This is a genomic window from Belnapia sp. AC561, from assembly GCF_979252845.1.
Genome location: NZ_CEEDBP010000013.1, coordinates 34,115 through 59,188, shown reverse-complemented (window position 1 = coordinate 59,188; position 25,074 = coordinate 34,115). Strand labels below are relative to the sequence as shown.

Sequence of the window (25,074 nt, the reverse complement as noted above, 5' to 3'; positions counted from 1 at the left end):
TTCGGGCCTTCCCTCGCGGCGGGGCTCGGCTTATTCCCTTGGGCACATCAGGTTCAATCGATACCCATGAGCGACGCCAGCACCCCCAGCCGCACCGAACCCCGCCCCGAAACCCGGCCCGAGCTTCGGCATGATTTCGCCGCCGCCGAGCCGCGGTGGCAAGCCGAATGGAACCGCCGCGCCTGCTTCGTGGTGCCGGACGTGCCGGATGGCAGCAGGCCCAAGTACTACGTACTGGAAATGTTCCCTTACCCCAGTGGCAAGATCCACATGGGGCATGTGCGGAACTACACGCTGGGCGACGTGGTCGCCCGCTACAAGCGCGCCCGTGGCCACCAGGTCATGCATCCCATGGGCTGGGACGCCTTCGGCCTGCCGGCCGAGAATGCCGCCCGGGAACGCGGCATCCACCCGGGCAAGTGGACCTACGACAACATCGCCAATATGCGCGTCGAGCTGAAGCGCATGGGCCTCTCGCTCGACTGGGCCCGCGAATTCGCCACCTGCGATGTCGAATACTACGGCAAGCAGCAGAAGCTTTTCCTCGACTTCCTCGCCGCCGGCCTGGTCGAGCGGAAGGAGAGCTGGGTCAACTGGGACCCGGTCGATGGCACCGTGCTGGCCAATGAGCAGGTGATCGACGGCCGCGGCTGGCGCAGCGGTGCGCTGGTGGAGAAGAAGCAGCTCTCCCAGTGGTTCTTCGCCATCACCAAATTCGCGCCCGACCTGCTGGAGTCGCTCGGTGACCTCGACCGCTGGCCGGAGCGGGTGAAGCTGATGCAGGCCAACTGGATCGGCCGCAGCGAGGGCGCCCGCGTCCGCTTCACGCTGCAGGACCGCGCCGAGGAAGTGGAGGTCTTCACCACCCGCCCGGATACCCTGTTCGGGATGAGCTTCCTCGCCGTCGCCGCCGAGCATCCGCTGGCCGCCGCGGCCGGTGCGAAGGACCCTGCCGCCGCCGAGTTCATCGCCGAATGCCGTCGCATGGGCACCAGCGAAGTGGCGATCGAGCAGGCGGAGAAGCGCGGCTACGATACCGGCTTCCGCGTCGCGCATCCCTTCATCCCCGGCGCCAGCTTCCCCGTCTGGATCGCCAATTTCGTGCTGATGGAATACGGCACCGGCGCCATCTTCGGCTGCCCGGCGCATGACCAGCGCGACCTCGACTTCGCCCGCAAATACGGCCTCGGCGTCACCCCCGTGGTGCTGCCGCCGGGTGCCGACCCGGCCAGCTTCGCGGTCGGCGACGTGGCCTTCACCGACGATGGCCTCAGCTACAATTCCGAATTCCTCAACGGGCTGGACGTGACCACGGCCAAGCGCGCGGCCATCGCGCGGCTGGAGGAAACCGGGCAAGGCGTCGGGGTCGTCAATTGGCGCCTGCGCGATTGGGGCGTGTCCCGCCAGCGCTACTGGGGTTGCCCGATCCCGGTCATCCACTGCGAGGCCTGCGGCGTACTGCCGGTGCCCGCAGCGGACCTGCCGGTGAAGCTGCCGGATGACGTGAATTTCTCCAGGCCCGGCAATCCGCTGGACCACCACCCGACCTGGAAGCACGTCGACTGCCCCGCCTGCGGCAAGCCGGCGCGGCGCGAGACGGATACCTTCGACACCTTCGTCGACAGCAGCTGGTACTTCGCCCGCTTCTGCTCCCCCCGCGCCGAGGCACCGGTGGTGCATGACGCCGTCGATGCCTGGCTGCCGGTCGACCAGTATATCGGTGGCATCGAGCATGCGATCCTGCACCTGCTCTATAGCCGCTTCTTCACCCGCGGCATGCGCGAGACCGGCCACCTGAAGCTGGCGGAGCCCTTCGCCGGGCTCTTCACCCAGGGCATGGTGACGCATGAGAGCTACAAATCCGCCGAGGGCCAGTGGCTCTATCCGGAGGAGGTGGAGTTCAACCTCGCCACCGATGGCAGCCGCACCGCTACGCTGAAGGGCGGCAATGCCCCGGTCACCATCGGCCGGGTCGAGGCCATGTCCAAGTCCAAGCGCAATACGGTGGACCCGGGCCATATCATCGCCAAGTACGGCGCCGATACCGCCCGCTGGTTCATCCTCAGCGACAACCCGCCCGAGCGGGACATAGAATGGACCGAGAGCGGCGTTGCCGGTGCCTTCCGCTTCACCCAGCGGGTCTATCGGCTGGTGGCCACGGCATTGCCGAGCCTGCCCCCTGCCGGCACCTCCGCCGAGGATGCGACCGGTGCGGCCCGCAAGCTGCGCCAAGCGACGCACCGGACGATCGCCTCGGTGACCGAGGCGCTGGAAGGCTTCGCCTTCAACGTCGCCGTCGCCCGCATCCATGAATTCGCCAATACTATCGGCGATGCCGCCGGCGACCTGGGCGCGGCGAGACGGGAGGCGCTGGAGGCATTGGCCCGGCTGGCGAGCCCGATGATGCCGCATCTGGCGGAGGAGCTCTGGTCCCTGCTGCAGCCCGGCGCGGATATGCTGGTGGCCGAACTGCCCTGGCTCGAGGCCGATCCGGCACTGTTGAAGGCCGAGACGGTGACCCTGGCCCTGCAGGTGCTCGGCAAGTTGCGCGGCACGATTGAAGTGGCGGCCGATGCCGACGAAGCTACGATCTTCTCCCTGGCGGAGGGTGATGAGAACGTGCAGCGTTCCATCGCCGGTCGCCCCATCCGGAAGCGCATCCATGTCCCGGGACGAGTCGTCAATTTCGTGGTCTAGGCCCTGGGCCAGGCGGGGCTTGCTGGGCGGGCTGCTCGGCCTGTCCGGCTGCGGCTTCCGTCCGCTCTACGGACCGATTGCCGCAGCCGATGGCAGCACGCAGGATCTGCAGACGGAGCTCGCGGCGGTCCGGATCGGGCCGCAATACGACCGGACCGGGCAGCTGCTGCGCCGCAGCCTGCAACGCCGCTTCGAGGACAGCCTGCCCGGCACGCCGGCGCGCTACATGCTCAATGTCAGCTTCGACCTGGGCTCGGAAATCCTCGGCTATCGCCAGGATGGGGCGATCACCCGAGTCCGCTTCACCGTGGCTGGCAACTGGAACCTCACCACGCTGGGGGTGCCGCCGCAGCGCCTTGCCGCCTCGGCTATTCCCTTCCGGGAACTGGACTCCTTCAATATCCCCGATCTCCAGTTCTTCGCCGCGGACTCCTCGCGCGACGCCGCGCTGGAACGGCTGATGGATGGCATCTCGGAGGAAGTGTCCCGGCAGGTGGCGATGGAACTGCGCCGCCGGAAGGAAGCCTCGGCAACCGGCTGATGGCGAAGCTGGATGCCCGCCGGCTCGGCGCCTTCCTGGCCGATCCGGGATCGTGCCGCGTGGTCCTGCTGCATGGCGACGACCCCGGCCTGATCCGCGAAAGGGCCGAGGCCCTGGTTCGCAGCGTCACCGCCGGCGATAGCCTCTGCCTGGTCGAGGTCGGCCGGGACGGCCTGCGCAATCCCGGCCTGCTGGCCACCGAGGCTGCCAGCCCCCCATTGACCGGCGGCCGCTGCCTTGTCCGGGTCCGCGACGTCGGCGATGGTGTTTCCCCGGCCAATGCCGCAAAGGCCGCCCTGGCTGGCCCAGGCCCCGGTGTGGTGGTGCTGGAAGCGCCCGAGCTGCGCACCAGCGCCGCCCTCTACAAGGCGGTCGAATCTTCCCCCCAGGGCGCCGTCATCGCCTGCTACCGGGAACGCGGCACGGAGCTGTCGGCCTCGATCGGGCGCATCCTGCAGGAGCTAGGCGTGACCGCGGAGGCCGCAGCCGTCGAATGGCTCGCCCAGCGGCTCGGCGAGGATCGCATGCTGCTGCGACGGGAGTTGGAGAAGCTGGCCCTGTTCGTTGGGAACGGCGGCAAGGTCACGCCCGAGGCCGCAGTCGCCTGCGTCGCGGAAGGCTCAGCCCTGGACCTGGAGGAGGCGCTGATGGCGGCCCTGGCCGGTGACGTCGCCGTTGCCGACAAGGCGCTGAACACCGCCTTCGCGGAAGGTGCCAATGCGGTGCAGGTGGTCCGGGCCGCCCTTCGCCACATCCAGCGGCTGCAACTGGCAGCCCTGGCCGTGGCGGGTGGGGCAGCACCCTCGGCCGCGGTCGAAGGGCTGCGGCCACCGGTCTTCTTTCGCCACAAGCCGGCTTTCGAGAAGGCGCTGCGGCTCTGGCGACCGGAAGCCCTGGAGGCTGCCGGTGCGGCCCTGCTGGAAGCGGAGCGCCGGACCAAGACAACCGGCATCCCCGCCGAGGTCATCGCCCGCAACACCGTCACCAGCCTTGCCCGACAGGCTTTCGCCCGCCGCTGAGAATCAGCCGCCCTGCAGCAGCCGGATCACGCCGTCGAGCTGATCCAGATCGCGATAGCCGATGGTGACCTGGCCGCCACGGCCACTGGTGCGGATTGCGATCCGAAGTCCCAGACGCTCCGACAATTCGCGCTCCAGGGCCTTCACTTCAGGCTCGGCCCGCGCTGGCTTCGGCGTGGCCTCCCGAGGCTTCGCCGCGACCAGCGCCTCCGCCTGACGGACGTTCAGCCCGCGGTCCACCACCTGCAGGGCCAAGCCCACCGGATCGGACGCGGTCAGCAAAGCCCTGGCATGGCCGGCCGTCAGCGCACCGTCCCGCAGTAACTCCCGCACCCGGTCCGGCAGCGCCAGCAGCCTCAGCGTATTCGCCACGTGGCTGCGGCTTTTCCCGACGGCCTGGCCGAGCTTATCCTGCGTCAGACCGAATTCCTCGAGCAGGCGTCGGTAACCCTCTGCCTCCTCCAGGGCATTCAAATCCTGTCGCTGAAGATTCTCGACAAGCCCCGCCGCCATGGCTTCCCGATCGCCGAATTCGCGGATGACCACAGGCACCTCGTGCAGCGGCACCAGTTGCGCCGCACGCCAACGCCTTTCGCCACCGATGATCTGATAATGCCCCGGTGTCCCAGGCTTCTGCCGCACGAGGATGGGCTGCAGGACCCCATGCTCCCGGATGCTATCGGCCAGTTCCTGCAGGGGGGCAGAGTCCATCGGCCCCCGAGGCTGGAAAGGCCCCGGCTCCAGCATCTCGATGGGAACCGTACGCAGGCCTTCGCCCTCGGTAACCGCGCCCGCTGGCGCGTCACCCAGCAGGGCGGATAGGCCTCGGCCCAGACGCGGCGGCTTCATGCGCTGCGGGCCCGTTCACGCGTGCGGAATTCGGTAGCCAGGGCGGCATAGGCCTGTGCCCCCGGCGACCGCGGATCGTAGAGATTCACTGGAAGCCCATGCGACGGCGCTTCGCTCACCCGGATGTTCCGCGGAATCACTGTCTCGAACACCTTGTCCTTGAAGAAGCCGCGGACATCCTGCGCCACCAGCTCGGACAGGTTGTTCCGCCGATCATACATGGTCAGCACGATCCCTTCGAGCGATAGGCCCGAATTCATGGCCCGCCGCACACGCTCGATCGTCTTGGTGATCTGGCTGACGCCTTCCAGCGCGAAGAACTCCGTCTGCAAGGGCACCAGCACCCCATCCGCCGCCACCAGCGCATTCAGGGTGATCAACCCCAGGGAGGGTGGGCAATCGAGGAAGACATAGTCGTAGTCGCCAATGCCCGGTGCCGCCGTCAGGATACGCCGCAGCCGCTTCTCCCGGTCATCCAGGGCGACCAGCTCGATCTCCGCCCCCGCCAGATCATTATCCGCCGGCACGAGGCTGAGGTTCGCTGCCGGCGTCGCTCGCGTCACCTCCGCCAACGGGCGGTCCTCGATCATCAGCGCATAGGATCCAGCGACGCGATCCGAACGGTCGACGCCGAGGCCGGTCGAAGCATTGCCCTGCGGGTCGAGATCGATCAGCAGTACCCGGCTTTCCTTCGCCAGGGCCGCGGCAAGATTGATGGCGGTCGTGGTCTTTCCCACGCCGCCTTTCTGATTGGCTAGGGCGATGACACGCGGCATGCCGCGGTCAGGCAGGGGCACTGACAGGATGGATCTCACTGAGCCGGAGGATGGTGGAATCAGGATCGGTCACGCTGGGAAACCGCTCGACCTGCATAGTCCAGTCCGCGGCCGCTGCCGTCAATTCCTGTGCGGCGGTTCGGCCTTTCGGGAATAGCGCAATGCCATCCGGCGCAAGAATGCGGTCAGCGTAGCGTAGCAGCTGCGGCAGCGGCGCCAGGGCCCGCGCGGTCAGCACTTTGGCCTTGGGCAGCACCGCCGCTTCGATTCGAAGGGGATGCACCGTCACATCCTTCAGCACAAGCAGCCGTGCCACTTCCTGCAGAAAAGCACATTTCCGCTTATCGGCTTCGACCAGATGCGTCACGCGACCGCTGGCGGCTGCGAGGACCAACCCCGGGAAGCCGGCACCGGAGCCCAGATCTACCAGCGGCCCTTCGGTCTCTGGCAGCAGGGGCAGCATCTGCAAGCTGTCCACAACATGCCGCCGCCAAAGCGTGTCGGGATCGGCGTCAGCAACCAGGTTGATCCGTGCGTTCCAGCGGATCAGCAGCATCAGGTAGGCATGCAGCTTCTCGGCTGTTTCACGTGAAACACCGAGGGCACTGTCCGGGTGTTTCACGTGAAACGCGCCGGGGTGCGACGAAGATGGACCGCAAGGGCGGCCAGGGCGGCTGGCGTTATCCCAGGGATCCGCCCTGCACTCCCCAGCGTCGCTGGACGAGACGCCGCCAAACGCTGCCGCATTTCCGCAGAAAGCCCCGAGACTTCCGCGAAGTCCAGAACCGACGGAATCGCAAGCTTCTCTTCCCGCTCCAAGATTCGCAGTTCGGAGGACTGACGCTCCAGGTAAGGCGCATACAGCGCCCGCGCTTCCAGCTCGGCCCGCACCTTGGGTGATAAATCTCGCAGCCAGGGGAAGATCCGCTCCGCCGCATCCACGGCCATTGCCGGCAAGGCCAAGGCCTCCAGCGCATGGCGCCAGCGGCCATCCTGATTCACGGCAACGCCTTCGGCCAGATATTGAGCCGGCGTTCGCCCATCCTGCCGCGCCCTGGCCAATGCATCCTCCACGGCAGTGCTGAAGGCCAGGTGCATCGCCGCACGATCCGGACCCACGCAACCCCAGCTCATCCCCTTCGTCATCAGGCGAAGCCCAGCGTTGTCGGCCCGCAAGGCCAGTCGAAATTCGGATCGCGCGGTCAGCATGCGATACGGCTCAGTCACCCCCTGCAGCACCAGGTCGTCCACCAGAACACCGGTATAGGCCTCGCCCCGCGTCAGCACCCGGTCCGGCACTGCCCCTGCCGCACGGCAGGCCGCATTCAGCCCCGCCATCAACCCCTGGGCCGCCGCTTCCTCATACCCCGTCGTTCCATTGATCTGCCCGGCGAGGAACAGCCCAGGGGCCACCCGAACCTCCAGAGTCGGCAACAAGGACCGAGGATCGACGTGATCGTACTCGATCGCATAGCCAGGCCGCAGGATCCGCGCCCGCTCCAGCCCGGGGATGGAGGCGACCACCGCCGCCTGAACCTCCTCCGCCAGACTGGTCGAGATGCCATTCGGATAAACCGTGTCATCCTCCAACCCCTCCGGCTCGAGGAAGATCTGGTGTCGCTCCCGCGCAGCGAAGCGCACAACCTTGTCTTCGATCGAGGGGCAGTACCGCGGCCCGACCCCAGCGATCTGTCCGCCATAGACCGCACTGCGGTGCAGATTGGCCCGGATCAGCGCATGGGTCGCTGGCGTCGTCGCCGTGATGCCGCAGGCCACCTGACGATTGGTGATGCGCTCCGTCATCCAGGAGAGCGGCTCCGGCGGGTCATCCCCCCGCTGCGTCTCCAGCGAGGCCCAGTCGATCGTCCTGCCATCCAGCCGCGGCGGCGTCCCGGTCTTCAGCCGTGCCATCGGCAGCGCGAGGCGTCGCAAGGTGGCAGCCAGCCCCAGCGACGGCGCCTCACCGACCCGCCCCGCCGGGGTCCGGGTCTCGCCGATATGGATCTCCCCCCGCAGGAAGGTGCCCGTGGTGATCACCACCGCCCCGGCCCCGATCCGCTGCCCGCTGGCCGCCACCACGCCGCCAACCCGGCCCTGGCCATCCACCACCAGATCCTCGGCCGCATCGGCCTGGATGCTCAGCCCCGGCGTCGCCCGCAGCAGCGCCTGCACCGCCTGCCGATACAGCGCCCGGTCCGCCTGCGCCCGCGGCCCGCGCACTGCCGGCCCCTTGCTGCGGTTCAACAGCTTGAAATGAATGCCGGCCGCATCCGCCGCCCGCGCCATGATCCCATCCAGCGCGTCGATCTCCCGCACCAGATGCCCCTTGCCCACCCCGCCGATCGCCGGATTGCAGGACATCTCGCCCAGTGTCTCGAGCCTATGGGTCATCAGCAGGGTCCGCGCCCCGCACCGCGCCGCCGCAGCCGCCGCCTCGCAACCGGCGTGGCCGCCGCCGATCACCACAACATCAAAGATCGCGTCGAACATGTCGGCGGTATAGCCCGCCGCGTGCCGCAGCGCCAAAACTCAGAAGCCCAGCGCGCGCCGCCAGATGCCCTCGATGAAGCGCGGCTCACCGGCCAGATCGCCCAGGGCTACGCCGCCGCGCTGTGCCGCCCCACGAATACCGGCCAGCGCATCCTCGTCCAGCACGGCGGTGACACCGCAGGTGATGGCATAGCCAGCCACCCGCCCCAGCCGCGTTGCCACCACGGCGCCCAGTTCCGCGACCTCGCTCAGCCCCTCGTCCACCACCCAGACCTCACCGCCGAGTAGCGCATCCTCCAGCACCAGCCCGCCATCCGGATGGAACCCGATCACCTGGAATACCGAGAACCAGGCCGAGCTCAGGGCATTCAGCACCAGCACCGCCTCCCCCCGCAGCTTGGCATGCTGGCGTACCACGCGGTCGATCGCCCGGCTCCGCCCTGGCGGCGCCGAGTAGATCGCCAAGTCGAAGGCATAGGCCAGTTCAGCCTCTCCCACCTGCGCCATCTCCTGGTCCACCGGCATCCCCAGGCGCTTGGCATGCTCCATCACCTTCGCCGGCGGCATCGCGCGCAAGGCCATCTCCTGGAAACGCTGCCGGGCCGCCGCATGCCGTTGCCAGGCGTCTTTCAGCTCGTCGTTCATGCTCACTTCCCGATGCAGAATTGGGAGAAGACGGAATCCAGCACCGCCTCGACCCCCACGCGTCCCGTGATGCGTCCCAGCGCCCGCACGGCGGCCCGCAGCGCCTCCGCGCGCAACTCCGGCAGCACCGCCACCTCCAGCTCGCCCAGCCAGCCCATGGCCTCCTGCAGGGCCGCCCGGTGCCGCGGCCGGGTCAGCAGCGTCTCGCCCGCGCCACCGGCCCGCGCCGAGGCCTCCGTCTCCAAGCGCCGCCGCAAGTCGTCCAGTCCCTCACCGGTCCGGGCCGAAACCCTCAAACCCTCCGGCCTATCCGCCGCTGCCGGCAGATCCACCTTGTTCACCACCGCCAGAGCAGCGGGCGTCAGCCAGCCCAGAGTCTCCGCATCCGGCTCCTGATCCGCCGCGAAGACCAGCAGCAGCAGATCCGCCTCCTCCGCCCGCCGCCGGGCACGCCGCACCCCCTCGGCCTCGATCTCATCCACCGCGTCGCGCAGTCCCGCGGTATCCGCCAGCGTCACCGGCACGCCCCCCAGGTCGAGCCGCGCCTCCACCACATCCCGCGTCGTCCCAGCCCGGGCCGAGACGATCGCCGCCTCCCGTCCCACCAGCGCATTCAGCAGCGAGGACTTCCCGGCATTGGGGGCCCCAAGGATCGCCACCAGCAATCCCTCGCGCAGCCGCTCCCCCCGCCCGCCATCCGCCAGGTGCCGCCTGATCTCATCGCGCAAACCCGCCGCCGCCTGGCCCACGGCATCGTCCAGCCCCGGCGGCAGATCCTCGTCCTCGAATTCGATGAAGGCCTCCTGCCGCGCCAGCAGCGCGGTCAGGCGCCCGGCCCAGCCGCCGTAGAGCCCGGCGAGGGCGCCTCCCGCCTGCCGCAGGGCCTGACGCCGCTGTCCCGCCGTCTCCGCCTCGATCAGGTCGGCGATGCCCTCGGCGGCCGTCAGGTCGAGCCTGCCGTTCAGGAATGCCCGTCGGGTGAACTCGCCCGCTTCCGCCGGCCTGGCGCCCGCAGCGACAAGCGCCTCCGCCACCCCGGCCACCACCGCCGGTCCGCCATGCAGCTGCAGCTCGGCGCTATCCTCCCCGGTATAGCTCCCCGGCCCGGGAAACCAGAGCACCAGCGCCTCATCCAGCACCTCGCCGCTGGCGGGGTGCCGCAGCCGCCGCAGGCTGGCCATCCGCGGGTTCGGCAGGCGCCCGGCCAGCGCCCGCACCACCTCCCCGCTTCCCGCACCCGAAAGCCGCAGCACCGCCACCGCCGCTCGCCCGGCGCCCGAGGCCAGGGCGAAAATCACATCACTATTCATCGGATAGCGCTGCTCAGCGCTTCGGTGGCGGCACATCCTTTTCCGTCAGCATCAGCCGCGGCACCCGGCCACCCGCCTGCAGATGTGCCGACAGAATCTCATCCACATCCGCCGGCGTCTCCGGCCGGTACCAGACGCCCTCGGGATAGATCACCAGGGTCGGCCCGAATTCGCAGCGGTCCAGGCACCCCGCTTGGTTCACCCGCACGCCCTTCAGCCCCAGCTCCTTCGCCCGCACCTTCATGTAGTCCCGCAGCTTCTCGCTGCCCCGCGCCGCGCAGGACCCGCGCGGATGCCCATCCGGCCGGCGGTTGCAGCAGACGAAGACATGCGCCTGGAAATACGGCGGGGGATCGGCGGTTTCGGCCACGGCTTGCGTCTCCATAGGGTCTTCTTCCATGTAGGCTTCCGCCCCCCCAGCGGCCAGCGCCGCCGCACCACAGCAAACGCTTGACGAAACAAGGCCAGGGGTGTGCCATCCGCCGCCCCATGCCCCATCTCACCCTGCATACCCCGCTCGGCGAACTCACGGTCTTCGAGGATGAGGGGGCGATCGTGGCCCTCGACTGGGGCCGCGGCTATGGCGCCGAGCCCGCCCCGCCGACCGCCCTGCTGCAGGCCGCGGCCGCGCAGCTGCACGACTACTTCGACGGCACGCGCGCCACCTTCGACCTCCCGCTGAACCCGCAGGGTACCGAGTTCCGCCGCAAGGTCTGGGCCGCCCTCTGCCGCATCCCTCCCGGGGAGACGCGCTCCTATCTCGATATCGCCCGCGAGATCGGTTGCCGCTCGCCCCGCGCCATCGGCCAGGCCAATGGCTCGAACCCCATCCCCATCATCATCCCCTGCCACCGCGTCGTCGCCGCGAATGGCGCGATCGGCGGCTATTCCGGCGGTGAGGGCATCGCCACCAAGCGGCACCTCCTGGCCCTTGAAGCGCGCGCCCTTTCGCGTCAGGAAGCCGCATCGCTCCCCCTCTTTCGCCCCCCAGCCATCGCCCAAGGAACCCCCCGATGAACCATGCCATCCGCGTCCATGAACACGGCGGCCCCGAGAAGCTGGTCTGGGAGGAAGTCCCCCTGCCCGACCCGAAGCCCGGCGAGGTTCTGGTGCGGCACAAGGCGGTCGGCCTGAACTATATCGACGTCTATTTCCGCACCGGCCTCTACAAGGCCCCCTCCATGCCCGTCACCGTCGGCATGGAAGGCGCCGGCATCATCGAGGCCGTGGGCGATGGCGTGACCGACCTCAAGGTCGGTGACCGCGTGGCCTATGCCGGTGCCCTCGGTGCCTATGCCGAAGCCCGCTGCGCCCCCGCCGACCGCCTGGTGAAGCTGCCCGAGGGCATCGACTTCACCCAGGGCGCTTCCATGATGCTCCAGGGCATGACCGCGCAATTCCTGGTCAAGCGCACCTATGCCATCAAGCGGGGCGATACCATCCTGGTCCATGCCGCGGCCGGCGGCGTCGGCTCCATCGTCGTGCAATGGGCCAAGCACCTCGGCGCCACCGTCATCGGCGTCGTCTCCACGCCGGAGAAGGCCGCCCTCATCACCAGCCTCGGTGCCGACCACGCCCTGCTGACCAGCGAGGACATCCCCGCCCGCGTGCGGGAGATCACCGGCGGCGCCATGTTGCCCGTTGTCTACGACAGCGTCGGCAAGGACACCTTCATCACCTCGCTCGACTGCCTGGCGCCGCTCGGCCTGATGATCAGCTACGGCAATGCCTCCGGCCCGGTCACCACCGACCTCGGCATCCTCGCCGCCAAGGGCTCGCTCTACGTCACCCGCCCGACGCTCAATACTTATACCGCCAAGCGCGCCGACCTCGTCGCCACCGCCAACGACCTGTTCGAAGTGGTGAAGTCCGGCGCGGTGAAGATCAACGTCAACCAGTCCTTCGCCCTAAAGGACGCCGCCGAGGGTCACCGCGCCCTCGAAGGCCGCAAGACCACCGGCAGCACCGTCTTCATCCCGTAACATCCATGGATGACGCCACCATGAGCCGGAAAGCTTCCCGCAGGAAATTTTCCGGCTGATGGACCGGCTGCAGCAGCTCACGGTTTTCCGCCGCGTGGTGGAGACCGGGAACATCACCCGGGCCGCCCGGGACCTGGCAATGAGCCAGCCCAGCGTCTCCCGCATCATCGCCGAGCTGGAACAGCGGCTCGGCGTCCCGCTGCTGCTCCGCTCCCCCCGCGGCCTGACCGCGACCGAGACCGGCCAATCCTTCCACCTCGAGGCCATCCGCATCCTCGACAGCCTCGAGGAGGCGGAGGCGAATGCCCGCGGCGCCCAGGCCGCGCTGACCGGCAATGTCCGCGTCGCCTGCGTCGCCGCCTTCTTCAATGCCGTGGTGCTGCCCTGGCTGCGGGACTTCCTCCTGGCCAATCCCGGCCTCACCCTGGAAGCCAGGCTCGACCCGAAGCCCGTGGACCTCACCGAGGATGGCATCGACCTCGCCATCCGCTTCGGGCCGATACGCCAGCAATCCCTCATCGCCCGCCGCCTCGGCCGGATCGACTTCGCGCTCTTCGCCTCGCCCGACTACCTCGACCGCCACGGCATGCCGGAGACGCCCGAGGAACTTGCGAACCACGACTTCTGCCGCCTCACCGTCACCCGTCCGAACGGCTCCCTGACCCTGGACGGGCCGGATGGCCGCACCGTCACCGTCGAGACGCATGGCCGCTTCGGCGCCGATAGCGTGGATACCACCCACCTCGCCGCCCGCGCCGGCCTCGGCATCGCCCTGCTGGCGCCCTGGGCGGTCATGGAGGAGATCACCGCCGGCCAATTGGTCCCGGTGCTGCCCGGCTGGCGGGCCGAACCGCGGGATGTCCATGCCGCCTGGACCGGCGGCCATGCCCTGCCGCGCCGGGTCCGCGCCGTGCTCGACCTGCTGGTGGAAAAAGCCGCCGGCGAGCCGCGGCTGAGGGCTCGCTGATCGCCTGCGGCTCAAGTCACGCTGATGGCCTTCACCAGATACCGGTACCGATAGACCTCCCGCAGCCCCATCCGCCGCTGCAGGGCCAGCGAGGCCGCATTGGTCGTCGCCACCTGCGCCCAGAGGATCTCGGCCCCCGACCCTGCGGCCCAATGCGCCGCCGCGCCGATGATCCGCTCGCCGAGGCCCCGCCGGCGGAATTCCGGCCGCGTTGCCAGGTCGAAGATCCCGCAATACCGCCCATCCGCCACCGCGAAGAGGCAGGCGGCATCCACCCCCTCCTCCCGCAGCAGCAGCCAGGCTCCCGATGCCGCCAGCAGGTCGGGGTTGCGCAGCTTCTCGGCGCGCCGCTTCTCGCTCTGGTACTCGGCGGTCGCCACCACCGCCATCCAATCCGGCTCCGGCCCGTCCAGCCGCCGCACCGCCGGATCCGCCACCGGCCGCAGCGGGCCGGCATGCACGATCGTCTCCTCGCCATCGGCATAGCCACGCGCGCGCAGCAGCGCTTCCAGCCCCGGCGGGTCCAGCGGCGTCAGCCGGAAGCGGCATGGCAGGCCCAGCCTGGCATAGGCCTGCTCGATCCGCCCGACCCGCGCCGGCAGTTCCGGGTCCGGCGCCGGATCGGTCGAGCAGACCGCATTCGCCCGCCCCGTCCCGCCGAGGAAGGCCTTCATCACGAAGGGCCCGTCGAAGCCATGGCGCGGCGCCGGCAGCGCCGTCAGGCAGGCGCGCTCCAGCGCGACAATCTCGGCCTGCATCAGCCGGCGGTCAGTTTCAGCCGGCGGATCAGCGCCTCCTCCCGCGCCACCGTCTCCCGCAGCAGCACGCCATAGGCGGCGCTGTCGCGGTATTCGTCCGGCATGTCGTAGCGGGTCAGCATGGCGCGGAATTCGTCGGAGCGGGCCGAGGCGGCGAAGGCATCGTGCAGCACCTTGGTCACGCCCGGATCCATGCCGGCCGGGCCGACCAGCCCGAAGGGCGTAGTGACCACCATGTCGTAGCCCAGCTCCCGCAGGGTCGGCGCCTGCGGCCAGCGGGCCAGCCGCTCCGCGTTCCAGACATGCAGGAAATCCGCCGCCCCGCCGTCGACCAGCGCCCCGAGCCCGGAGCCGCCCGCCATGATATCGATATGCCCGCCGAGCAGCGCCTGGGACCCATCCGCATCGCCGCGGAAGGGGACATGGATGGCATTGATGCCCTCCTTCTCCGCCAGCTCCGCCAGGGTCACGTGCGGCGTCCCATTCGCCCCGGTGGAGCCATAGGAGAGCTCACCCGGCCGCCGCTTCGCCTCGGCGATGAAATCCGCCCAGCCGCGCGGAAAGCGCCCGGCCTTGGCGATGGTCATGAAGGTATAGCCGGTGACGCAGAGCACCGGGCTGAAGTCGCGCAGCGTGTCATAGGCCAGCTTCTGCAGCAGCTGCACGCGGATGGCGGAGGCCGGCATCTGCGTCAGCAGATAGCCATCCGGCCTGGCCCGGGCGACCATCGCCGCGCCGAGGGTATTCGCCGCGCCCGGCCGGTTGTCCACCACCACCTGCTGCTGCAGATGGCGGGACGCCCCTTCGGCCAGGGCCCGCAGGGTGACATCCGTGGTGCCGCCGGGCGGGAAGGGAATGATCATCGTAATCGGCCGGTTCGGGAATCCGGCCTGCGCCCGCGCCACCCAGGGCGCAGCCACCGCCATCCCTGCCGCCGCACCCATCACCAGGCGTCGGCCCGGCATGGCATCACTCGGTTTCACCATCACTGTTCCCCGTCTCGGCGGCGCACCATGCCGCCGGGGACCGGCCCTGGCCAGTGATGTTGCGTATGGGGCGACGAGGCTGAGGGAGGCGGCCCCGCGGTCGCGCACATGTTGTGGCTGCCATCGCGGATGTCATGGCCTTGGTGCTCCCCTGGCGCCGCGGACTGTGCCATCATCTCCCCACGGGACGCTGGCTGCGCACCCCCGGTCGCATCCCCCCCTCCTGGCGACCGTGGGGACCCCCCCCAAGCCGGCCAGCGTCCCGGGTTCAATCCCATCCTTCAGCCTGTCGCTCAGTCCTCTGCGGCAAGCCGCGTGACCGCCTCGCGGTAGGTCGCCTCGAACAGCGCATCCAGCCGCGGGTTCACCCCCTTGGCCCCGGCCGCGACCCGCCCGGCCCAGCCGACATATTCCAGGCGCCGCGCATGGCCCCAGCCGGCCGGCGGGCTCGCCACGATGGTCCGCAGGTTGGAGATCTTGTCGGCCAGCTTCACCTGCTTCGCCGCGGCCGAGGCCTTGGCGGCATGCCGCACCTGCAGGCCCTTGCGGACCTCCTTCGGCAGCGACTTGTCATCCGAAACCTCGGCCACGATCCCCGCCACCTCGGCGCCGAATTCCGCCTCGATCCGCGCCAGGGTGACCGGCTCCGGATCGGCGTCGCTATCCTCGACCGTGTCGTGCAGCAGCCCGGCGACGATGGCCGCCAGCGGCGCGTCCTGTGCGGCCAGGATCTCGGCCACCTCCAGCACATGGTTCACATAGGGCTCGGCCGCCGCGCCCTTCCGCCGATGGGTGGAATGCACCCGCGCGGCGAAGGCGGCAGCCCGCAGGGTCAGGGCAAGCGGAGCCTCTTCCTGGGCCATTCGGTCTCCTTGGGTCTCGACATGGAAAGGGGGGCTTTCGCCCCCCGGTCGTCTAGGTATTCATCGCGTCGAAGAAGTCCTGGTTGGTCTTGCTGTACTTCAGCTTGTCCAACAGGAACTCCATCGAGTCCTGCGTGCCCATCGGGTTCAGGATCCGCCGCAGCACCCACATCTTCGCCAACGCGGCACGGTCCACCAGCAGCTCTTCCTTGCGGGTGCCGCTCTTGGTGATGTCGATCGCCGGGAAGGTCCGCTTATCGGACAGCTTGCGGTCCAGGATGATCTCCGAGTTGCCGGTGCCCTTGAACTCCTCGAAGATCACCTCGTCCATGCGGCTGCCGGTATCGATCAGCGCCGTGGCGATGATGGTCAGGCTGCCGCCTTCCTCGATGTTCCGCGCCGCGCCGAAGAAGCGCTTCGGCCGCTGCAGCGCATTGGCGTCCACGCCGCCGGTCAGCACCTTGCCGCTGCTCGGCACCACGCTGTTGTAGGCACGGCCGAGCCGGGTGATGGAATCCAGCAGGATCACCACGTCCCGCTTGTGCTCGACCAGGCGCTTGGCCTTCTCGAGCACCATCTCCGTCACCTGCACGTGCCGCGTCGCCGGCTCGTCGAAGGTGGAGGCGACCACCTCGCCACGCACGGTGCGGGCCATGTCGGTCACTTCCTCGGGCCGCTCGTCGATGAGCAGCACCATCAGGAAGACTTCCGGGTGGTTGGCGGTGATGGACTTGGCGATGTTCTGCAGCATCACCGTCTTGCCGGTGCGCGGCGGCGCCACGACCAGGGCGCGCTGGCCCATGCCGATCGGCGCGATCAGGTCGATGATGCGGTGGGTGTAGTCCTTGGTCGGGCCCTTGCCGACCGCCTCCGCCTCGGCATTCTCCATCTTCAGCCGGCGGTTCGGATAGAGCGGCGTCAGGTTGTCGAAGTTGATCCGGTGGCGCAGCGCCTCCGGCGGCTCGAAGTTGATGGCATTGACCTTCAGCAGCGCGAAGTAACGTTCGCCATCCTTCGGCGCGCGGATCTGGCCCTCGACGGTATCGCCCGTCCGCAGGCCGAAGCGCCGCACCTGGGCGGGGCTGATGTAGATGTCGTCAGGCCCGGGCAGGAAATTCGCCTGCGGGCTGCGCAGGAAGCCGAAGCCATCCGGCAGGATCTCCAGCGTGCCTTCGCCGAAGATCGCCTGGTCGTTTTCCGCCAGTTGCTTGAGGATCGCGAACATCATGTCCTGCTTGCGCAGGCTGGATGCGTTCTCGATCTGCAACTCCTCGGCGAAGGAGAGGAGGTCGGCGGGGCTCTTGGCCTTCAATTCGGAAAGATGCATGGCGCGGTGCGTCCGGATGCGAGGGGACAGGACGGTCCCAATGAGGCCGGGTCTGCGCAGCAGGCTGCGCCTTTGGACCGGCCCTTCCGCCTGGGCCACGAACACGGCCCGCATGCGGGCCGGGGCCAATGGCCGGCGATGTCCCAAGGAAGGAGGAGGGAGGGAGGTGAACCGGCGCTGATCGCGCTGCCCACCCCGAGGAAGCGACGGGACCCTAGGGACCGGACCGCTGGCCGTCAACCCGGCAGTTGGCAAGACCCCACGTTATAGTCAAGCCTGAGTGCCGGAAAACACGCGGTTGTCAGAAGGGCTTCACGATCACCATCAGCACGATGACGATCATCAGCACCGTCGGCACCTCGTTCATCGCCCGCCAGTGGCGCTCGGTCTTCGGCCGCCCATCCGCCAGGAAGCCCTTGCGGGCCTTGGCCAGGTACATATGGAAACCGGTCATGAGCACCACCGAGAGCAGCTTCAGGTGCCACCAGCCGCCGTGCCAATCGACCGCCCCCGGGGTCAGAACCAGGGTGATCCCCAGCAGCCAGGCGACGATCATGGCCGGGTTCATGATGGCCCGCAGCAGCCGCCGCTCCATGACCTTGAACAGCTCGCTCTCCGGCCCGCCGACCGCGACCTGGGAGTGATAGACGAAGAGCCGCGGCAGGTAGAACAGCCCGGCCATCCAGGCGATCACCGCAATCAGGTGGAAGGCCTTGGTCCAGGGATAGGCAGCCGCCAGCACGTCCAGGGTCATCGCCTCAGGTATCCTGGCCGGCGCAGCTCTCGACCGGCCGGGTGAAGGCGACCCAGCCATCCCCCTGCGGCAGGCAGCCATTCGCCCAGTCGCCCTGGAAGACCCGGCCCCGCACCGTCAGCCGGCCCTGCCCCTGCGGATGCCCGGCCCGCAGCTTGCCCTCGAACTCGATGCCCAGGCGGGGCAGCGCCATCCGCCCATCGACCAGCCGGTCATCCCGGAACAGGCCTTCCTCCTCGCTGACCACCGAGTCTCCCTCGGAGATGGTCAGCTTGCCGCGGCCGTCGTTCTTGCCGCGGACGATATCGCCCAGGTAGTCCATCCGCCGCACCTCGCCGCGGCTGCGCCAGGTGACCACCGCGCGCCCGGGGCCCTCGGCCGGCCCCTCCGGGCATTTGCCGTTCCAATCGGCGACGATGTCGCTCGCCCCCGGCTCGATCCCGCCGGCCCAGAGCCAGCAGCCGCTCGCCGGATCCGCGACCCAGCCGGCCCGGCCGCCCGGCACCATCCGCTCCGCCTCGGGCGGCTCGCCCGCCGCCATCAGCCCCAGCGCCAGCACGGCGACCAGCAACCCGCTTCCGATCCGTCCCCCGACTCGCCCAACGTCCCGCATGGTCCTGCTCCTCATCCGGCAATGCCAAGAAGACCCGGCAATTCCGCCATGCTGGCGAAGGGGACGGCGCCCACCGCCGCCAGCACCCTGGCATCGGTATCCCGCGCGAAGCCCATGACCCGGCAGCCGGCCGCGATCCCGGCCCTTGCGCCCAGCAGGCTGTCCTCCACCACCACGCAATCCCGTGGCAGCGCCCCGCAGGCCTCGGCGGCCGCCAGATACATGTCCGGCGCCGGCTTCGGCCGCGGCACATCCTGGTAGCTGAAGACCCGATCGCCGAAGAAGGCCGTCAGTTCCAGCCGCTCCAGCTTCGCCGCCAGCTCGCCGCGGGTGGAATTGGAGGCGACCGCCAGCGGCAGCCCTGCCGCCGCCACCGCCCGCAAGGCCGCCACGGCGCCGGGGATGGCCTCCACCCCGTCATGCAGCGCCTGGGCGATCCGCCGGGACAGCGCTGCGCCCCAATCCGCCGGCAGGGTGCCGCAGCGGGCGCGGATCATCGGCATCATCTCCGGCAGCGCCATCCCGAGGAAGGTCTCCCGCGCCTGTTCCGGCGTCAGCCGCCAGCCGCGTTCAGTGAGGTCCAGCGCCACCATGCGGTTCACCAGCCCCTCGCTATCGGCCAGCACCCCGTCGCAATCGAACAGCACCGCCGCCGGGCGCACGGGCATCGTCATCAGGCCATTTCCTTCGCACGGGCCGGCGCCTTGGCATGCGGGCAATCGCCGAAGGGCTTCGGGCATTGCCGCGCCCCGGCGAAGCTGCACAGCCGCCGGCTGCCCGCCACCGCGCCCTTCACCAGCACGCCCAGCGCGCCGATGAAGCCGGGGTCGCTGTTCTGCGCCGGCACCCGGAAATACCCTGGCACGCCCAGCCGCTCGGCCTCCTCGCGGTATTCCACATCCAGCTCGACCAGTGTCTCGGAATGCTCGGAAACGAAGGCGATCGGGCAGACCAGCACCGCCACCTTGTCATGCCCGGCCCGCTCGAGCTCCAGCTCGGTGCTCGGCCCGATCCACTTCTGCGGCGTGACGCGGGATTGGTAGCAGACCACGTGGTCCAACTCGGGGATCGCCAGATGCCCGACCACCGCGGCCACCGTCTGCTCCACCTGCCACTGGTAGGGATCGCCGCCCTTCACGATGCTCTCCGGCAACCCATGCGCCGAGAACAGGATCCGCAGCTTCACCTCGGGCGGCAGGCTCGCCCGGGCCCGGCAATAGGCCGCTTGCACCTCCGCCGCCGTCGCCGCGGCGAAGCCGGGGTCCGAATGGTAGCAGCAGAGCGTCGTGGTCGGCACCTTCAGCCCGATCTTGGCCGCGGCCTGGTCCCAGGCCGCCACGCTGCTGCCGGTGGTGGTGGTGGAATACTGCGGATAGAGCGGCAGAAGCACCACCTGGTCCGGCCCCCAGGCCTGCACCGCCCGGGCCGCTGCGTCGCTCATCGGGTGCCAGTAGCGCATGGCGGTGAAGCAGCGGTACTGGGCCTCCCCGCCATCCCGGTTCAGCAGCGCTTCCAGGTTGCGCCCCTGTTCCTCCGTCAGCTCCAGCAGCGGCGACTTGCCGCCGATGATGGCGTAATTCTCGCTGGCCGCCTTGGTCCGCCGCTTGGCGATGAATTTTCCCAGCCAGGGCCGGATGAAGCCCGGCACCCGCAGGATGGCGGGGTCGGTGAACAGGTTCTCCAGGAAGGGCCGCACGCTTTCCGGCGCATCCGGCCCCCCGAGGTTGAACAACACCACCGCCACCCGCTGCATCGAAATCCCTCGGCCCATCGGTTACGCCAATTTGGCGGTTACGCAGATTTGGCCGCGCCGCAGCGGATCAAGCCAGAACTTGCACGAGGCGGGGGTTAGCCCGTCCGCACCAGTCGCACCAGGGCCGAGACGTGATCCGGCGACGTCACCTTCTCGATCCCATGCCCCAGGTTGAAGATGAAGGGCCGCCCCCGCATCGCGCCGAGGATCGACCGCGCCTCCGCCTCTAGCGCCATCCCGCCCGTCACCAGCGACAGCGGGTCGAGGTTGCCCTGCAGCGTCATCCCCTCGGGCACCACCGAGGCGGCGAAGCGCAGGTCCATGCTGGTATCGATGGCGCAGCACTGCACCCCGGTCCGCTGGGCATATTCCGCCAGCATCGACCCGGCCAGGCGGGGGAAGCCGATGATCGGGATGTCCGGCTGCCGCTTGCGGATCGCCCGCACCAGGGTCGCGGTCGGCTCGATCACCCAGCGGCGGAACTGGCTGGGGGAAAGTAGCCCGGCCCAGCTGTCGAACAGCATCAGCACCTCGGCCCCCGCCTCCGCCTGGGCCAGCAGGTAGTCCGTGGTCGCCTCGATCAGGGTGCGGATCAGTTTCCCGAACAAGGCCGGGTCGGCATAGGCCATGCCCCTTGCCGCGGCGAAGTCCCGGCTGCCATGGCCTTCCACCATGTAGCAGGCGACGGTGAAGGGGCTGCCGGCGAAGCCGATCAGCGTGGTCTTCGGTGAGTCGGCGTCGAGCGCCGCCCGCACCAGCCGCACCGTTTCCATGATCGGGGCCGCATTGGCCGCGCAGACCGTGGGATCCAGCCGGCCGATCGAGGCCGCATCCCGGACCGGCTCCAGCACCGGCCCCTCGCCCTCGGCGAAGCGCAGCGGCTGCCCCATGGCCCAGGGCACCATCAGGATATCGGAGAAGAGGATGGCGCCATCCATGCCGTAGCGGCGGATCGGCTGCAGCGTCACCTCGGCCGCCATCTCCGGTGTGGTGCACAGCGCGATGAATCCACCGGCCTGGGCCCGGATCTCCCGGTACTCCGGCAGGTAGCGTCCGGCCTGGCGCATCAGCCACATCGGCGGCGGCCAGACGGCCTCCCCGGCCAGGGCCCGCAGGATCGGTTTCGCAGTCTGATTGGCGGTTTGGCCGGACATGTCGCTCTCCATCGCGCCTATCCCTCGCAAGAAAACAAGATTCTTGAAAGGTTGTTGTAGCGGTAGGGCCTGTGGATGATGTGGACGCAATTACTCAGGCGTCCATCCACAGGCTTGTCCACCGTTCGGCTGAGTCGGATGTGCCGCTGAGTCATGGACCGACTCGGAGGCATCCCCGAGTCACCCGACTCAGCACGGGAATCCCATACCGCCCGTCGGATCGAATTGGACTCAGGCACCCGACTCACAATTCGCCGCCCCGGACGCGGAGTTTTCCCGGTTATCCCCCGCGCCTTCACGCTATCCTCACCGGATGTCCCACCGATCCATCAACCTCCACCTGGTCTCCGACAGCACGGGCGAGACGTTGAACTCGATCACCCGAGCCACCCTCTCGCGCTTCGAGGACCACCATGTCGTCCACCATCGCTGGAGCCTCATCCGCTCCCGCCTGCAGCTCGACCGGGTGCTGGAGGGCCTGACGCATGAGCCCGGCCCGGTCCTCTTCACCCTGGTGGACCGCAGCCTGCGCCTGGCGCTGGAGGAGAGCTGCTCGCGCCTCGGCGTGCCCTGCCTCTCGGTGCTCGATGAGGTGATGGACCTGCTCCAGGGCCAGCTCGGCGCCCGCGCCAAGGAAAAGCGCGCCGCCCAGCACGTCATGGATGCCGATTATTTCCGCCGGATCGATGCCATGCACTACGTGCTGTCGCATGACGACGGCCAGGGCACCGCCGGCATCCATGAGGCCGATGTCTGCCTCGTCGGCGTCTCCCGCAGCAGCAAGACCCCGACCTGCTTCTACCTGGCCAATCGCGGCATCAAGGCCGCCAATGTCCCGATCGTGCCGAATTCGGAACTGCCGCCCGAACTCGGTGCCCCGCCCTGCCCGGTGGTCGGCCTCACCATCGAGACCAATGCGCTGATCGAGATCCGCCGCCACCGGCTACGGCTGATCGGCGCCGATGGCGTCCGCCAGGACACCAACGACTATATCGACCATGACAGCGTGAAGGCCGAGATCCTCTCCGCCCGCCGGCTCTGCAACCAGCATGGCTGGCCGGTCATCGACGTGACCCGCCGCAGCATCGAGGAAACCGCCGCCACGGTCCTCCAGCTCATGGAAGCCTGGCACGCCCGCCGCAGCGCCATGCCCGAACCGGCGCAGCCCGGCCATGGCCCCACCGATCCGGCCGCCGCGGTGCTCGGCGGCAAGCCGTGATCCAGCGGCCCGAACCCACCCTCATCCTCGCCACCGCCAGCACCGCCCGCCGCGCCGTCCTGGCCGCCGCCGGCCTGCAATTCACCGCCCAGGCCGCCGCGGTGGACGAAGCCGCCATCAAGGAAAGCGCCCAGGCCGAGGGCCTGCCCGCCACCGAGGCCGCCATGCTGCTGGCCGAGGCCAAGGCGCAGCGCATCGCCCGCCGCAACCCGGAAGCCCTGGTGATCGGCGCCGACCAGATGCTGGTCTGTGACGGCCGCTGGTACGACAAGCCGCCGGACCTCGCCGCCGCCCGCACCCAGCTCCTCGCCCTGCGCGGCCGCCCGCATGAGCTGGTGACGGCCATGGTCTGCTGGCGGCAGGGCCAGCGCATCTGGCAGCACCTCGCCCGCCCCAAACTGGTGATGCGGGATTTCTCCGAGGAATTCCTCGACGCCTATCTCGCGGCCGAGGGCGAGGCGGTGCTCGGCTCGGTCGGCGCCTATCGGCTGGAGGCGCTGGGCGTGCAGCTCTTCGCCGCCATCGAGGGCGAGCACAGCGCCATCCTCGGCCTGCCGTTGGTGCCGCTGCTCGGCTTCCTGCGCGGCCACGGCGTGCTGCTGGCCTGACCTACCGCTCCGCCGGTGGCACCACCGCATCCAAGGTCCGGCCCAAGGCCGCGATCGCCTCCGGCGTCAGCCGCCGGATCTCCTGCGCCAGCCGGTTGGCCAGGGCCGTCGCCTCCGGGCTCAGCCCCGCCGTATCCAGCACCACCCGCGGGTGGGAGACCCGGGCGAGCCGGACCATCTCCTCCGCATCGTCCCAGATCAGGCCGAAGAACTCGTTCACCTGATGGATCAGCCCCGGCGAGGGCCGTCCCCGATGCCCATGCTCCAGCGCCGAGAGATAGGCCGGCGAGACATGCAGCGCCGCCGCCAGCGAGGCCTGGCTCACCCCATGCGCCTCCCGCAGCCGCCGCAGCCGGGTACCGAAGGGGGTCATCCCCGCTTGCGCAGCAGCAGGTGCACCGCGCCGGGATTGCTCGCATGCGGATGCGCCGCCCCCAGCACCAGCGGCCGAAGATCGGCCATGTTCAGCCAGAAGGGCAGCTCCCGCCGCAGTACGCCGCCCTCGAGCGTGGAGCCCTTGCCGGTGACGATCGCCACGCAGCGGCAGCCATCCGCCTGGGCCTCGTGCAGGAAGCGCCGCACCGCGCCATGCGCCTCATGCGCCCGCCGCCCGTGCAGATCGAGCGTCCGCTCCGGCCGGGTGCGGCCGCGCCGCAGCTCCTTCCAGCGCTTGCCGTCGATCCCCGGGGGCGGCGCCCCGACCTGGATCTCCGTCACCCCGCGATGCACGCCCAGCGCCGGCCGCGGCGCGGCAGGGGCCGCCGGTGCCGTGGCGGCGGGCGCGACCTCCGGCGGCTTCGCCTCGGCCGGCGGCGGCGCCAGGGCCTTGCCCGGCATCGGCGCCACCTGGGCATGCGCGGTCCAGGCCTGCCACAGCAGCTTGTCGACCTCCGTCAGCCCCCGGCGGGGCCGCTTCGCCGGCGGCACCAACCGCATGGCCATGGCCGGCGATCAGTCCCCGGGCGCGGGCGGGCCGTCCGGCACGGCGACCGGCGGCGGCACCGCCACGTCGCCCATCGGCAGCGCCGCGGGGTCGTCATCCACCAGGATCACGTGCAGCCGGCGTGGCCCATGCGCGCCGAGCTCCAGCGTCTGCTCGATATCCGCCGAGCGCGAGGGCCCGGTGACGAACATGATGTTGCGCGGCATGAAGCCGCCGCTGCGCGCATCCCGGTTCTCCGCCCGCAGCAGGTCCCAGGCTTCCTCATAGGCGCCGACGACGCGGCTGGCGCGCAGCACCACCACCTCCGTCTCGACCAGCAGGTTCAGGGTGGTCGGCCGCTCGGGCGCCGAGGGCAGCATCAGCGTCCCGGTCTCGGCCACCGCGGCATAGCCGTGCTGCAGGCTGACCTGATCCGTCGCCTGCGCTCGCCGCTGCTCGAAGGCCAGCAGCGGCCGCGCCGCCCAGGGCACCGCCGTTAGCTCCGGATGCGGCGCCATGACGAAGCGGGAGGGCAGGTTCTGCGCCGCCAGATACTCGCCCATCGCCGCGGGGATGGCGGCATGGTCCGGCACCCGCTCGACCGTGCCGAACTCCTTCTCCACGTTGCGAATGAACAACGCGACCTGCTCCGGCCGCGGCAGCCGGGACCGCTGCGGGATCAGGTGGCGCGGATGGGTCGCCAGCCGCCCGCCCAGCATCGCCTGCTGGTCCGCCGGCAGCGAACCGCGCTTCAGGCCGCGCCGGATGGCGCCGAGGATCGCGTCTTTGGTCATGCCTTAGCCTTATGCCCTTTGGCCTTATACCCTGGGGAGGTGCCGCG

The 25,074-nt window shown here is 69.6% G+C and carries 27 protein-coding genes; 8 read left to right on the top strand and 19 right to left on the bottom strand.

The window, feature by feature from the left end:
* The first annotated feature begins 66 nt into the window (after positions 1-66).
* From leuS to holA, 3 genes are read left to right on the top strand one after another with little or no spacing between them, the layout of a single operon-like run.
* A complete protein-coding gene (gene leuS, locus AC0IW9_RS13010; protein WP_471648681.1) occupies positions 67-2,697 on the top strand; it encodes a leucine--tRNA ligase in 2,631 nt (876 codons plus the stop codon).
* Between the two features lie 19 nt (positions 2,698-2,716).
* Entirely contained in the window at positions 2,717-3,238 is a 522-nt protein-coding gene (gene lptE, locus AC0IW9_RS13005) for an LPS assembly lipoprotein LptE (protein WP_471648680.1), read from the top strand.
* A complete protein-coding gene (gene holA, locus AC0IW9_RS13000; protein WP_471648679.1) occupies positions 3,238-4,257 on the top strand; it encodes a DNA polymerase III subunit delta in 1,020 nt (339 codons plus the stop codon). The genes lptE and holA overlap by 1 nt, the downstream gene beginning before the upstream one ends.
* Before the next feature lie 3 nt (positions 4,258-4,260).
* On the opposite strand, the gene AC0IW9_RS12995 is transcribed toward holA, so the two are convergent.
* Genes AC0IW9_RS12995 through AC0IW9_RS12965 form a run of 7 tightly spaced genes read right to left on the bottom strand, consistent with a single transcriptional unit; the run spans position 4,261 to position 10,727 of the window.
* Complete coding sequence (locus AC0IW9_RS12995) at positions 4,261-5,106, bottom strand: ParB/RepB/Spo0J family partition protein (RefSeq protein WP_471648678.1); 846 nt, start codon at positions 5,104-5,106, stop codon at positions 4,261-4,263.
* Positions 5,103-5,882, bottom strand: coding sequence for a ParA family protein (locus tag AC0IW9_RS12990; RefSeq protein ID WP_471648677.1), 780 nt, complete (start codon positions 5,880-5,882; stop codon positions 5,103-5,105). The genes AC0IW9_RS12995 and AC0IW9_RS12990 overlap by 4 nt, the downstream gene beginning before the upstream one ends.
* 7 nt (positions 5,883-5,889) lie before the next feature.
* Entirely contained in the window at positions 5,890-6,504 is a 615-nt protein-coding gene (gene rsmG, locus AC0IW9_RS12985) for a 16S rRNA (guanine(527)-N(7))-methyltransferase RsmG (protein WP_471648676.1), read from the bottom strand.
* The gene (mnmG, locus tag AC0IW9_RS12980) at positions 6,501-8,372 is read right to left on the bottom strand and encodes a tRNA uridine-5-carboxymethylaminomethyl(34) synthesis enzyme MnmG (RefSeq protein WP_471648763.1); all 1,872 of its coding nucleotides are present in this window, start codon (positions 8,370-8,372) and stop codon (positions 6,501-6,503) included. The genes rsmG and mnmG overlap by 4 nt, the downstream gene beginning before the upstream one ends.
* A 39-nt stretch (positions 8,373-8,411) precedes the next feature.
* Positions 8,412-9,017, bottom strand: a complete 606-nt coding sequence (locus AC0IW9_RS12975; RefSeq protein ID WP_471648675.1) for a DUF7986 domain-containing protein — start codon at positions 9,015-9,017, stop codon at positions 8,412-8,414.
* Between the two features lie 2 nt (positions 9,018-9,019).
* Positions 9,020-10,327 (bottom strand): tRNA uridine-5-carboxymethylaminomethyl(34) synthesis GTPase MnmE, encoded by a 1,308-nt coding sequence (gene mnmE / locus AC0IW9_RS12970; protein WP_471648674.1) that lies wholly within the window; start codon positions 10,325-10,327, stop codon positions 9,020-9,022.
* Between the two features lie 13 nt (positions 10,328-10,340).
* Positions 10,341-10,727 (bottom strand): (2Fe-2S) ferredoxin domain-containing protein, encoded by a 387-nt coding sequence (locus AC0IW9_RS12965; RefSeq protein WP_471648673.1) that lies wholly within the window; start codon positions 10,725-10,727, stop codon positions 10,341-10,343.
* 89 nt (positions 10,728-10,816) lie between these two features.
* Here AC0IW9_RS12965 and AC0IW9_RS12960 point away from each other — a divergent pair, with 89 nt between their 5' ends.
* Genes AC0IW9_RS12960 through AC0IW9_RS12950 form a run of 3 tightly spaced genes read left to right on the top strand, consistent with a single transcriptional unit; the run spans position 10,817 to position 13,276 of the window.
* Complete coding sequence (locus AC0IW9_RS12960) at positions 10,817-11,344, top strand: methylated-DNA--[protein]-cysteine S-methyltransferase (RefSeq protein WP_471648672.1); 528 nt, start codon at positions 10,817-10,819, stop codon at positions 11,342-11,344.
* Positions 11,341-12,309, top strand: a complete 969-nt coding sequence (locus AC0IW9_RS12955; RefSeq protein WP_471648671.1) for a quinone oxidoreductase family protein — start codon at positions 11,341-11,343, stop codon at positions 12,307-12,309. The genes AC0IW9_RS12960 and AC0IW9_RS12955 overlap by 4 nt, the downstream gene beginning before the upstream one ends.
* A 58-nt stretch (positions 12,310-12,367) precedes the next feature.
* Complete coding sequence (locus AC0IW9_RS12950; protein WP_471648670.1) at positions 12,368-13,276, top strand: LysR family transcriptional regulator; 909 nt, start codon at positions 12,368-12,370, stop codon at positions 13,274-13,276.
* A gap of 11 nt (positions 13,277-13,287) precedes the next feature.
* On the opposite strand, the gene AC0IW9_RS12945 is transcribed toward AC0IW9_RS12950, so the two are convergent.
* The 9 genes from AC0IW9_RS12945 to hemE all read right to left on the bottom strand — a co-directional run bounded on the left by AC0IW9_RS12945 (position 13,288) and on the right by hemE (position 21,484).
* Positions 13,288-14,034, bottom strand: coding sequence for a GNAT family N-acetyltransferase (locus tag AC0IW9_RS12945; RefSeq protein WP_471648669.1), 747 nt, complete (start codon positions 14,032-14,034; stop codon positions 13,288-13,290).
* Entirely contained in the window at positions 14,034-14,999 is a 966-nt protein-coding gene (locus tag AC0IW9_RS12940; RefSeq protein WP_471648668.1) for a tripartite tricarboxylate transporter substrate binding protein, read from the bottom strand. Before AC0IW9_RS12940 ends, AC0IW9_RS12945 begins: the two co-directional genes overlap by 1 nt.
* Before the next feature lie 314 nt (positions 15,000-15,313).
* Positions 15,314-15,883, bottom strand: coding sequence for an HD domain-containing protein (locus AC0IW9_RS12935; protein WP_471648667.1), 570 nt, complete (start codon positions 15,881-15,883; stop codon positions 15,314-15,316).
* A 52-nt stretch (positions 15,884-15,935) separates the two neighbouring features.
* Entirely contained in the window at positions 15,936-17,210 is a 1,275-nt protein-coding gene (gene rho, locus AC0IW9_RS12930; RefSeq protein WP_471648666.1) for a transcription termination factor Rho, read from the bottom strand.
* A gap of 301 nt (positions 17,211-17,511) precedes the next feature.
* Complete coding sequence (gene hemJ / locus AC0IW9_RS12925) at positions 17,512-17,964, bottom strand: protoporphyrinogen oxidase HemJ (protein ID WP_471648665.1); 453 nt, start codon at positions 17,962-17,964, stop codon at positions 17,512-17,514.
* Positions 17,965-17,968: 4 nt separating this feature from the next.
* Positions 17,969-18,577, bottom strand: a complete 609-nt coding sequence (locus AC0IW9_RS12920) for an MORN repeat-containing protein (protein ID WP_471648664.1) — start codon at positions 18,575-18,577, stop codon at positions 17,969-17,971.
* Between the two features lie 11 nt (positions 18,578-18,588).
* On the bottom strand, positions 18,589-19,251 hold the full coding sequence (locus tag AC0IW9_RS12915) for an HAD family hydrolase (RefSeq protein ID WP_471648663.1): 663 nt from the start codon (positions 19,249-19,251) through the stop codon (positions 18,589-18,591).
* Positions 19,251-20,348, bottom strand: coding sequence for a ferrochelatase (hemH, locus tag AC0IW9_RS12910; RefSeq protein WP_471648662.1), 1,098 nt, complete (start codon positions 20,346-20,348; stop codon positions 19,251-19,253). The genes AC0IW9_RS12915 and hemH overlap by 1 nt, the downstream gene beginning before the upstream one ends.
* Before the next feature lie 77 nt (positions 20,349-20,425).
* A complete protein-coding gene (hemE, locus tag AC0IW9_RS12905; protein WP_471648661.1) occupies positions 20,426-21,484 on the bottom strand; it encodes a uroporphyrinogen decarboxylase in 1,059 nt (352 codons plus the stop codon).
* 313 nt (positions 21,485-21,797) lie between these two features.
* On the opposite strand from hemE, the gene AC0IW9_RS12900 reads away from it, so the two are divergent.
* Both AC0IW9_RS12900 and AC0IW9_RS12895 read left to right on the top strand, forming a co-directional pair.
* Positions 21,798-22,703, top strand: coding sequence for a pyruvate, water dikinase regulatory protein (locus tag AC0IW9_RS12900; protein WP_471648660.1), 906 nt, complete (start codon positions 21,798-21,800; stop codon positions 22,701-22,703).
* Positions 22,700-23,311: a Maf family protein gene (locus AC0IW9_RS12895; RefSeq protein ID WP_471648659.1), complete on the top strand. Its 612-nt coding sequence runs from the start codon at positions 22,700-22,702 to the stop codon at positions 23,309-23,311. Before AC0IW9_RS12900 ends, AC0IW9_RS12895 begins: the two co-directional genes overlap by 4 nt.
* A gap of 1 nt (position 23,312) precedes the next feature.
* On the opposite strand, the gene AC0IW9_RS12890 is transcribed toward AC0IW9_RS12895, so the two are convergent.
* The 3 genes from AC0IW9_RS12890 to AC0IW9_RS12880 are packed head-to-tail and all read right to left on the bottom strand — an operon-like array spanning position 23,313 to position 25,027.
* A complete protein-coding gene (locus AC0IW9_RS12890) occupies positions 23,313-23,684 on the bottom strand; it encodes a helix-turn-helix domain-containing protein (protein ID WP_471648658.1) in 372 nt (123 codons plus the stop codon).
* Positions 23,681-24,253 (bottom strand): Smr/MutS family protein, encoded by a 573-nt coding sequence (locus tag AC0IW9_RS12885; RefSeq protein WP_471648657.1) that lies wholly within the window; start codon positions 24,251-24,253, stop codon positions 23,681-23,683. The genes AC0IW9_RS12890 and AC0IW9_RS12885 overlap by 4 nt, the downstream gene beginning before the upstream one ends.
* 9 nt (positions 24,254-24,262) lie before the next feature.
* Complete coding sequence (locus AC0IW9_RS12880; RefSeq protein ID WP_471648656.1) at positions 24,263-25,027, bottom strand: LutC/YkgG family protein; 765 nt, start codon at positions 25,025-25,027, stop codon at positions 24,263-24,265.
* Positions 25,028-25,074 lie beyond the last annotated feature (47 nt).

What these genes read in the sequence shown, in the direction of transcription:
- leuS (WP_471648681.1), top strand. Translation starts at nt 67, where the DNA reads ATGAGCGACGCCAGCACCCCCAGCCGCACCGAACCCCGCCCCGAAACC.
- holA (WP_471648679.1), top strand. Translation starts at nt 3,238, where the DNA reads ATGGCGAAGCTGGATGCCCGCCGGCTCGGCGCCTTCCTGGCCGATCCG.
- AC0IW9_RS12995 (WP_471648678.1), bottom strand. Translation starts at nt 5,106, where the DNA reads ATGAAGCCGCCGCGTCTGGGCCGAGGCCTATCCGCCCTGCTGGGTGAC.
- AC0IW9_RS12990 (WP_471648677.1), bottom strand. Translation starts at nt 5,882, where the DNA reads ATGCCGCGTGTCATCGCCCTAGCCAATCAGAAAGGCGGCGTGGGAAAG.
- mnmG (WP_471648763.1), bottom strand. Translation starts at nt 8,372, where the DNA reads ATGTTCGACGCGATCTTTGATGTTGTGGTGATCGGCGGCGGCCACGCC.
- AC0IW9_RS12975 (WP_471648675.1), bottom strand. Translation starts at nt 9,017, where the DNA reads ATGAACGACGAGCTGAAAGACGCCTGGCAACGGCATGCGGCGGCCCGG.
- mnmE (WP_471648674.1), bottom strand. Translation starts at nt 10,327, where the DNA reads ATGAATAGTGATGTGATTTTCGCCCTGGCCTCGGGCGCCGGGCGAGCG.
- AC0IW9_RS12965 (WP_471648673.1), bottom strand. Translation starts at nt 10,727, where the DNA reads ATGGAAGAAGACCCTATGGAGACGCAAGCCGTGGCCGAAACCGCCGAT.
- AC0IW9_RS12960 (WP_471648672.1), top strand. Translation starts at nt 10,817, where the DNA reads ATGCCCCATCTCACCCTGCATACCCCGCTCGGCGAACTCACGGTCTTC.
- AC0IW9_RS12955 (WP_471648671.1), top strand. Translation starts at nt 11,341, where the DNA reads ATGAACCATGCCATCCGCGTCCATGAACACGGCGGCCCCGAGAAGCTG.
- AC0IW9_RS12950 (WP_471648670.1), top strand. Translation starts at nt 12,368, where the DNA reads ATGGACCGGCTGCAGCAGCTCACGGTTTTCCGCCGCGTGGTGGAGACC.
- AC0IW9_RS12945 (WP_471648669.1), bottom strand. Translation starts at nt 14,034, where the DNA reads ATGCAGGCCGAGATTGTCGCGCTGGAGCGCGCCTGCCTGACGGCGCTG.
- AC0IW9_RS12940 (WP_471648668.1), bottom strand. Translation starts at nt 14,999, where the DNA reads ATGCCGGGCCGACGCCTGGTGATGGGTGCGGCGGCAGGGATGGCGGTG.
- AC0IW9_RS12935 (WP_471648667.1), bottom strand. Translation starts at nt 15,883, where the DNA reads ATGGCCCAGGAAGAGGCTCCGCTTGCCCTGACCCTGCGGGCTGCCGCC.
- rho (WP_471648666.1), bottom strand. Translation starts at nt 17,210, where the DNA reads ATGCATCTTTCCGAATTGAAGGCCAAGAGCCCCGCCGACCTCCTCTCC.
- hemJ (WP_471648665.1), bottom strand. Translation starts at nt 17,964, where the DNA reads ATGACCCTGGACGTGCTGGCGGCTGCCTATCCCTGGACCAAGGCCTTC.
- AC0IW9_RS12920 (WP_471648664.1), bottom strand. Translation starts at nt 18,577, where the DNA reads ATGCGGGACGTTGGGCGAGTCGGGGGACGGATCGGAAGCGGGTTGCTG.
- AC0IW9_RS12915 (WP_471648663.1), bottom strand. Translation starts at nt 19,251, where the DNA reads ATGACGATGCCCGTGCGCCCGGCGGCGGTGCTGTTCGATTGCGACGGG.
- hemH (WP_471648662.1), bottom strand. Translation starts at nt 20,348, where the DNA reads ATGGGCCGAGGGATTTCGATGCAGCGGGTGGCGGTGGTGTTGTTCAAC.
- hemE (WP_471648661.1), bottom strand. Translation starts at nt 21,484, where the DNA reads ATGTCCGGCCAAACCGCCAATCAGACTGCGAAACCGATCCTGCGGGCC.
- AC0IW9_RS12900 (WP_471648660.1), top strand. Translation starts at nt 21,798, where the DNA reads ATGTCCCACCGATCCATCAACCTCCACCTGGTCTCCGACAGCACGGGC.
- AC0IW9_RS12890 (WP_471648658.1), bottom strand. Translation starts at nt 23,684, where the DNA reads ATGACCCCCTTCGGTACCCGGCTGCGGCGGCTGCGGGAGGCGCATGGG.
- AC0IW9_RS12885 (WP_471648657.1), bottom strand. Translation starts at nt 24,253, where the DNA reads ATGGCCATGCGGTTGGTGCCGCCGGCGAAGCGGCCCCGCCGGGGGCTG.
- AC0IW9_RS12880 (WP_471648656.1), bottom strand. Translation starts at nt 25,027, where the DNA reads ATGACCAAAGACGCGATCCTCGGCGCCATCCGGCGCGGCCTGAAGCGC.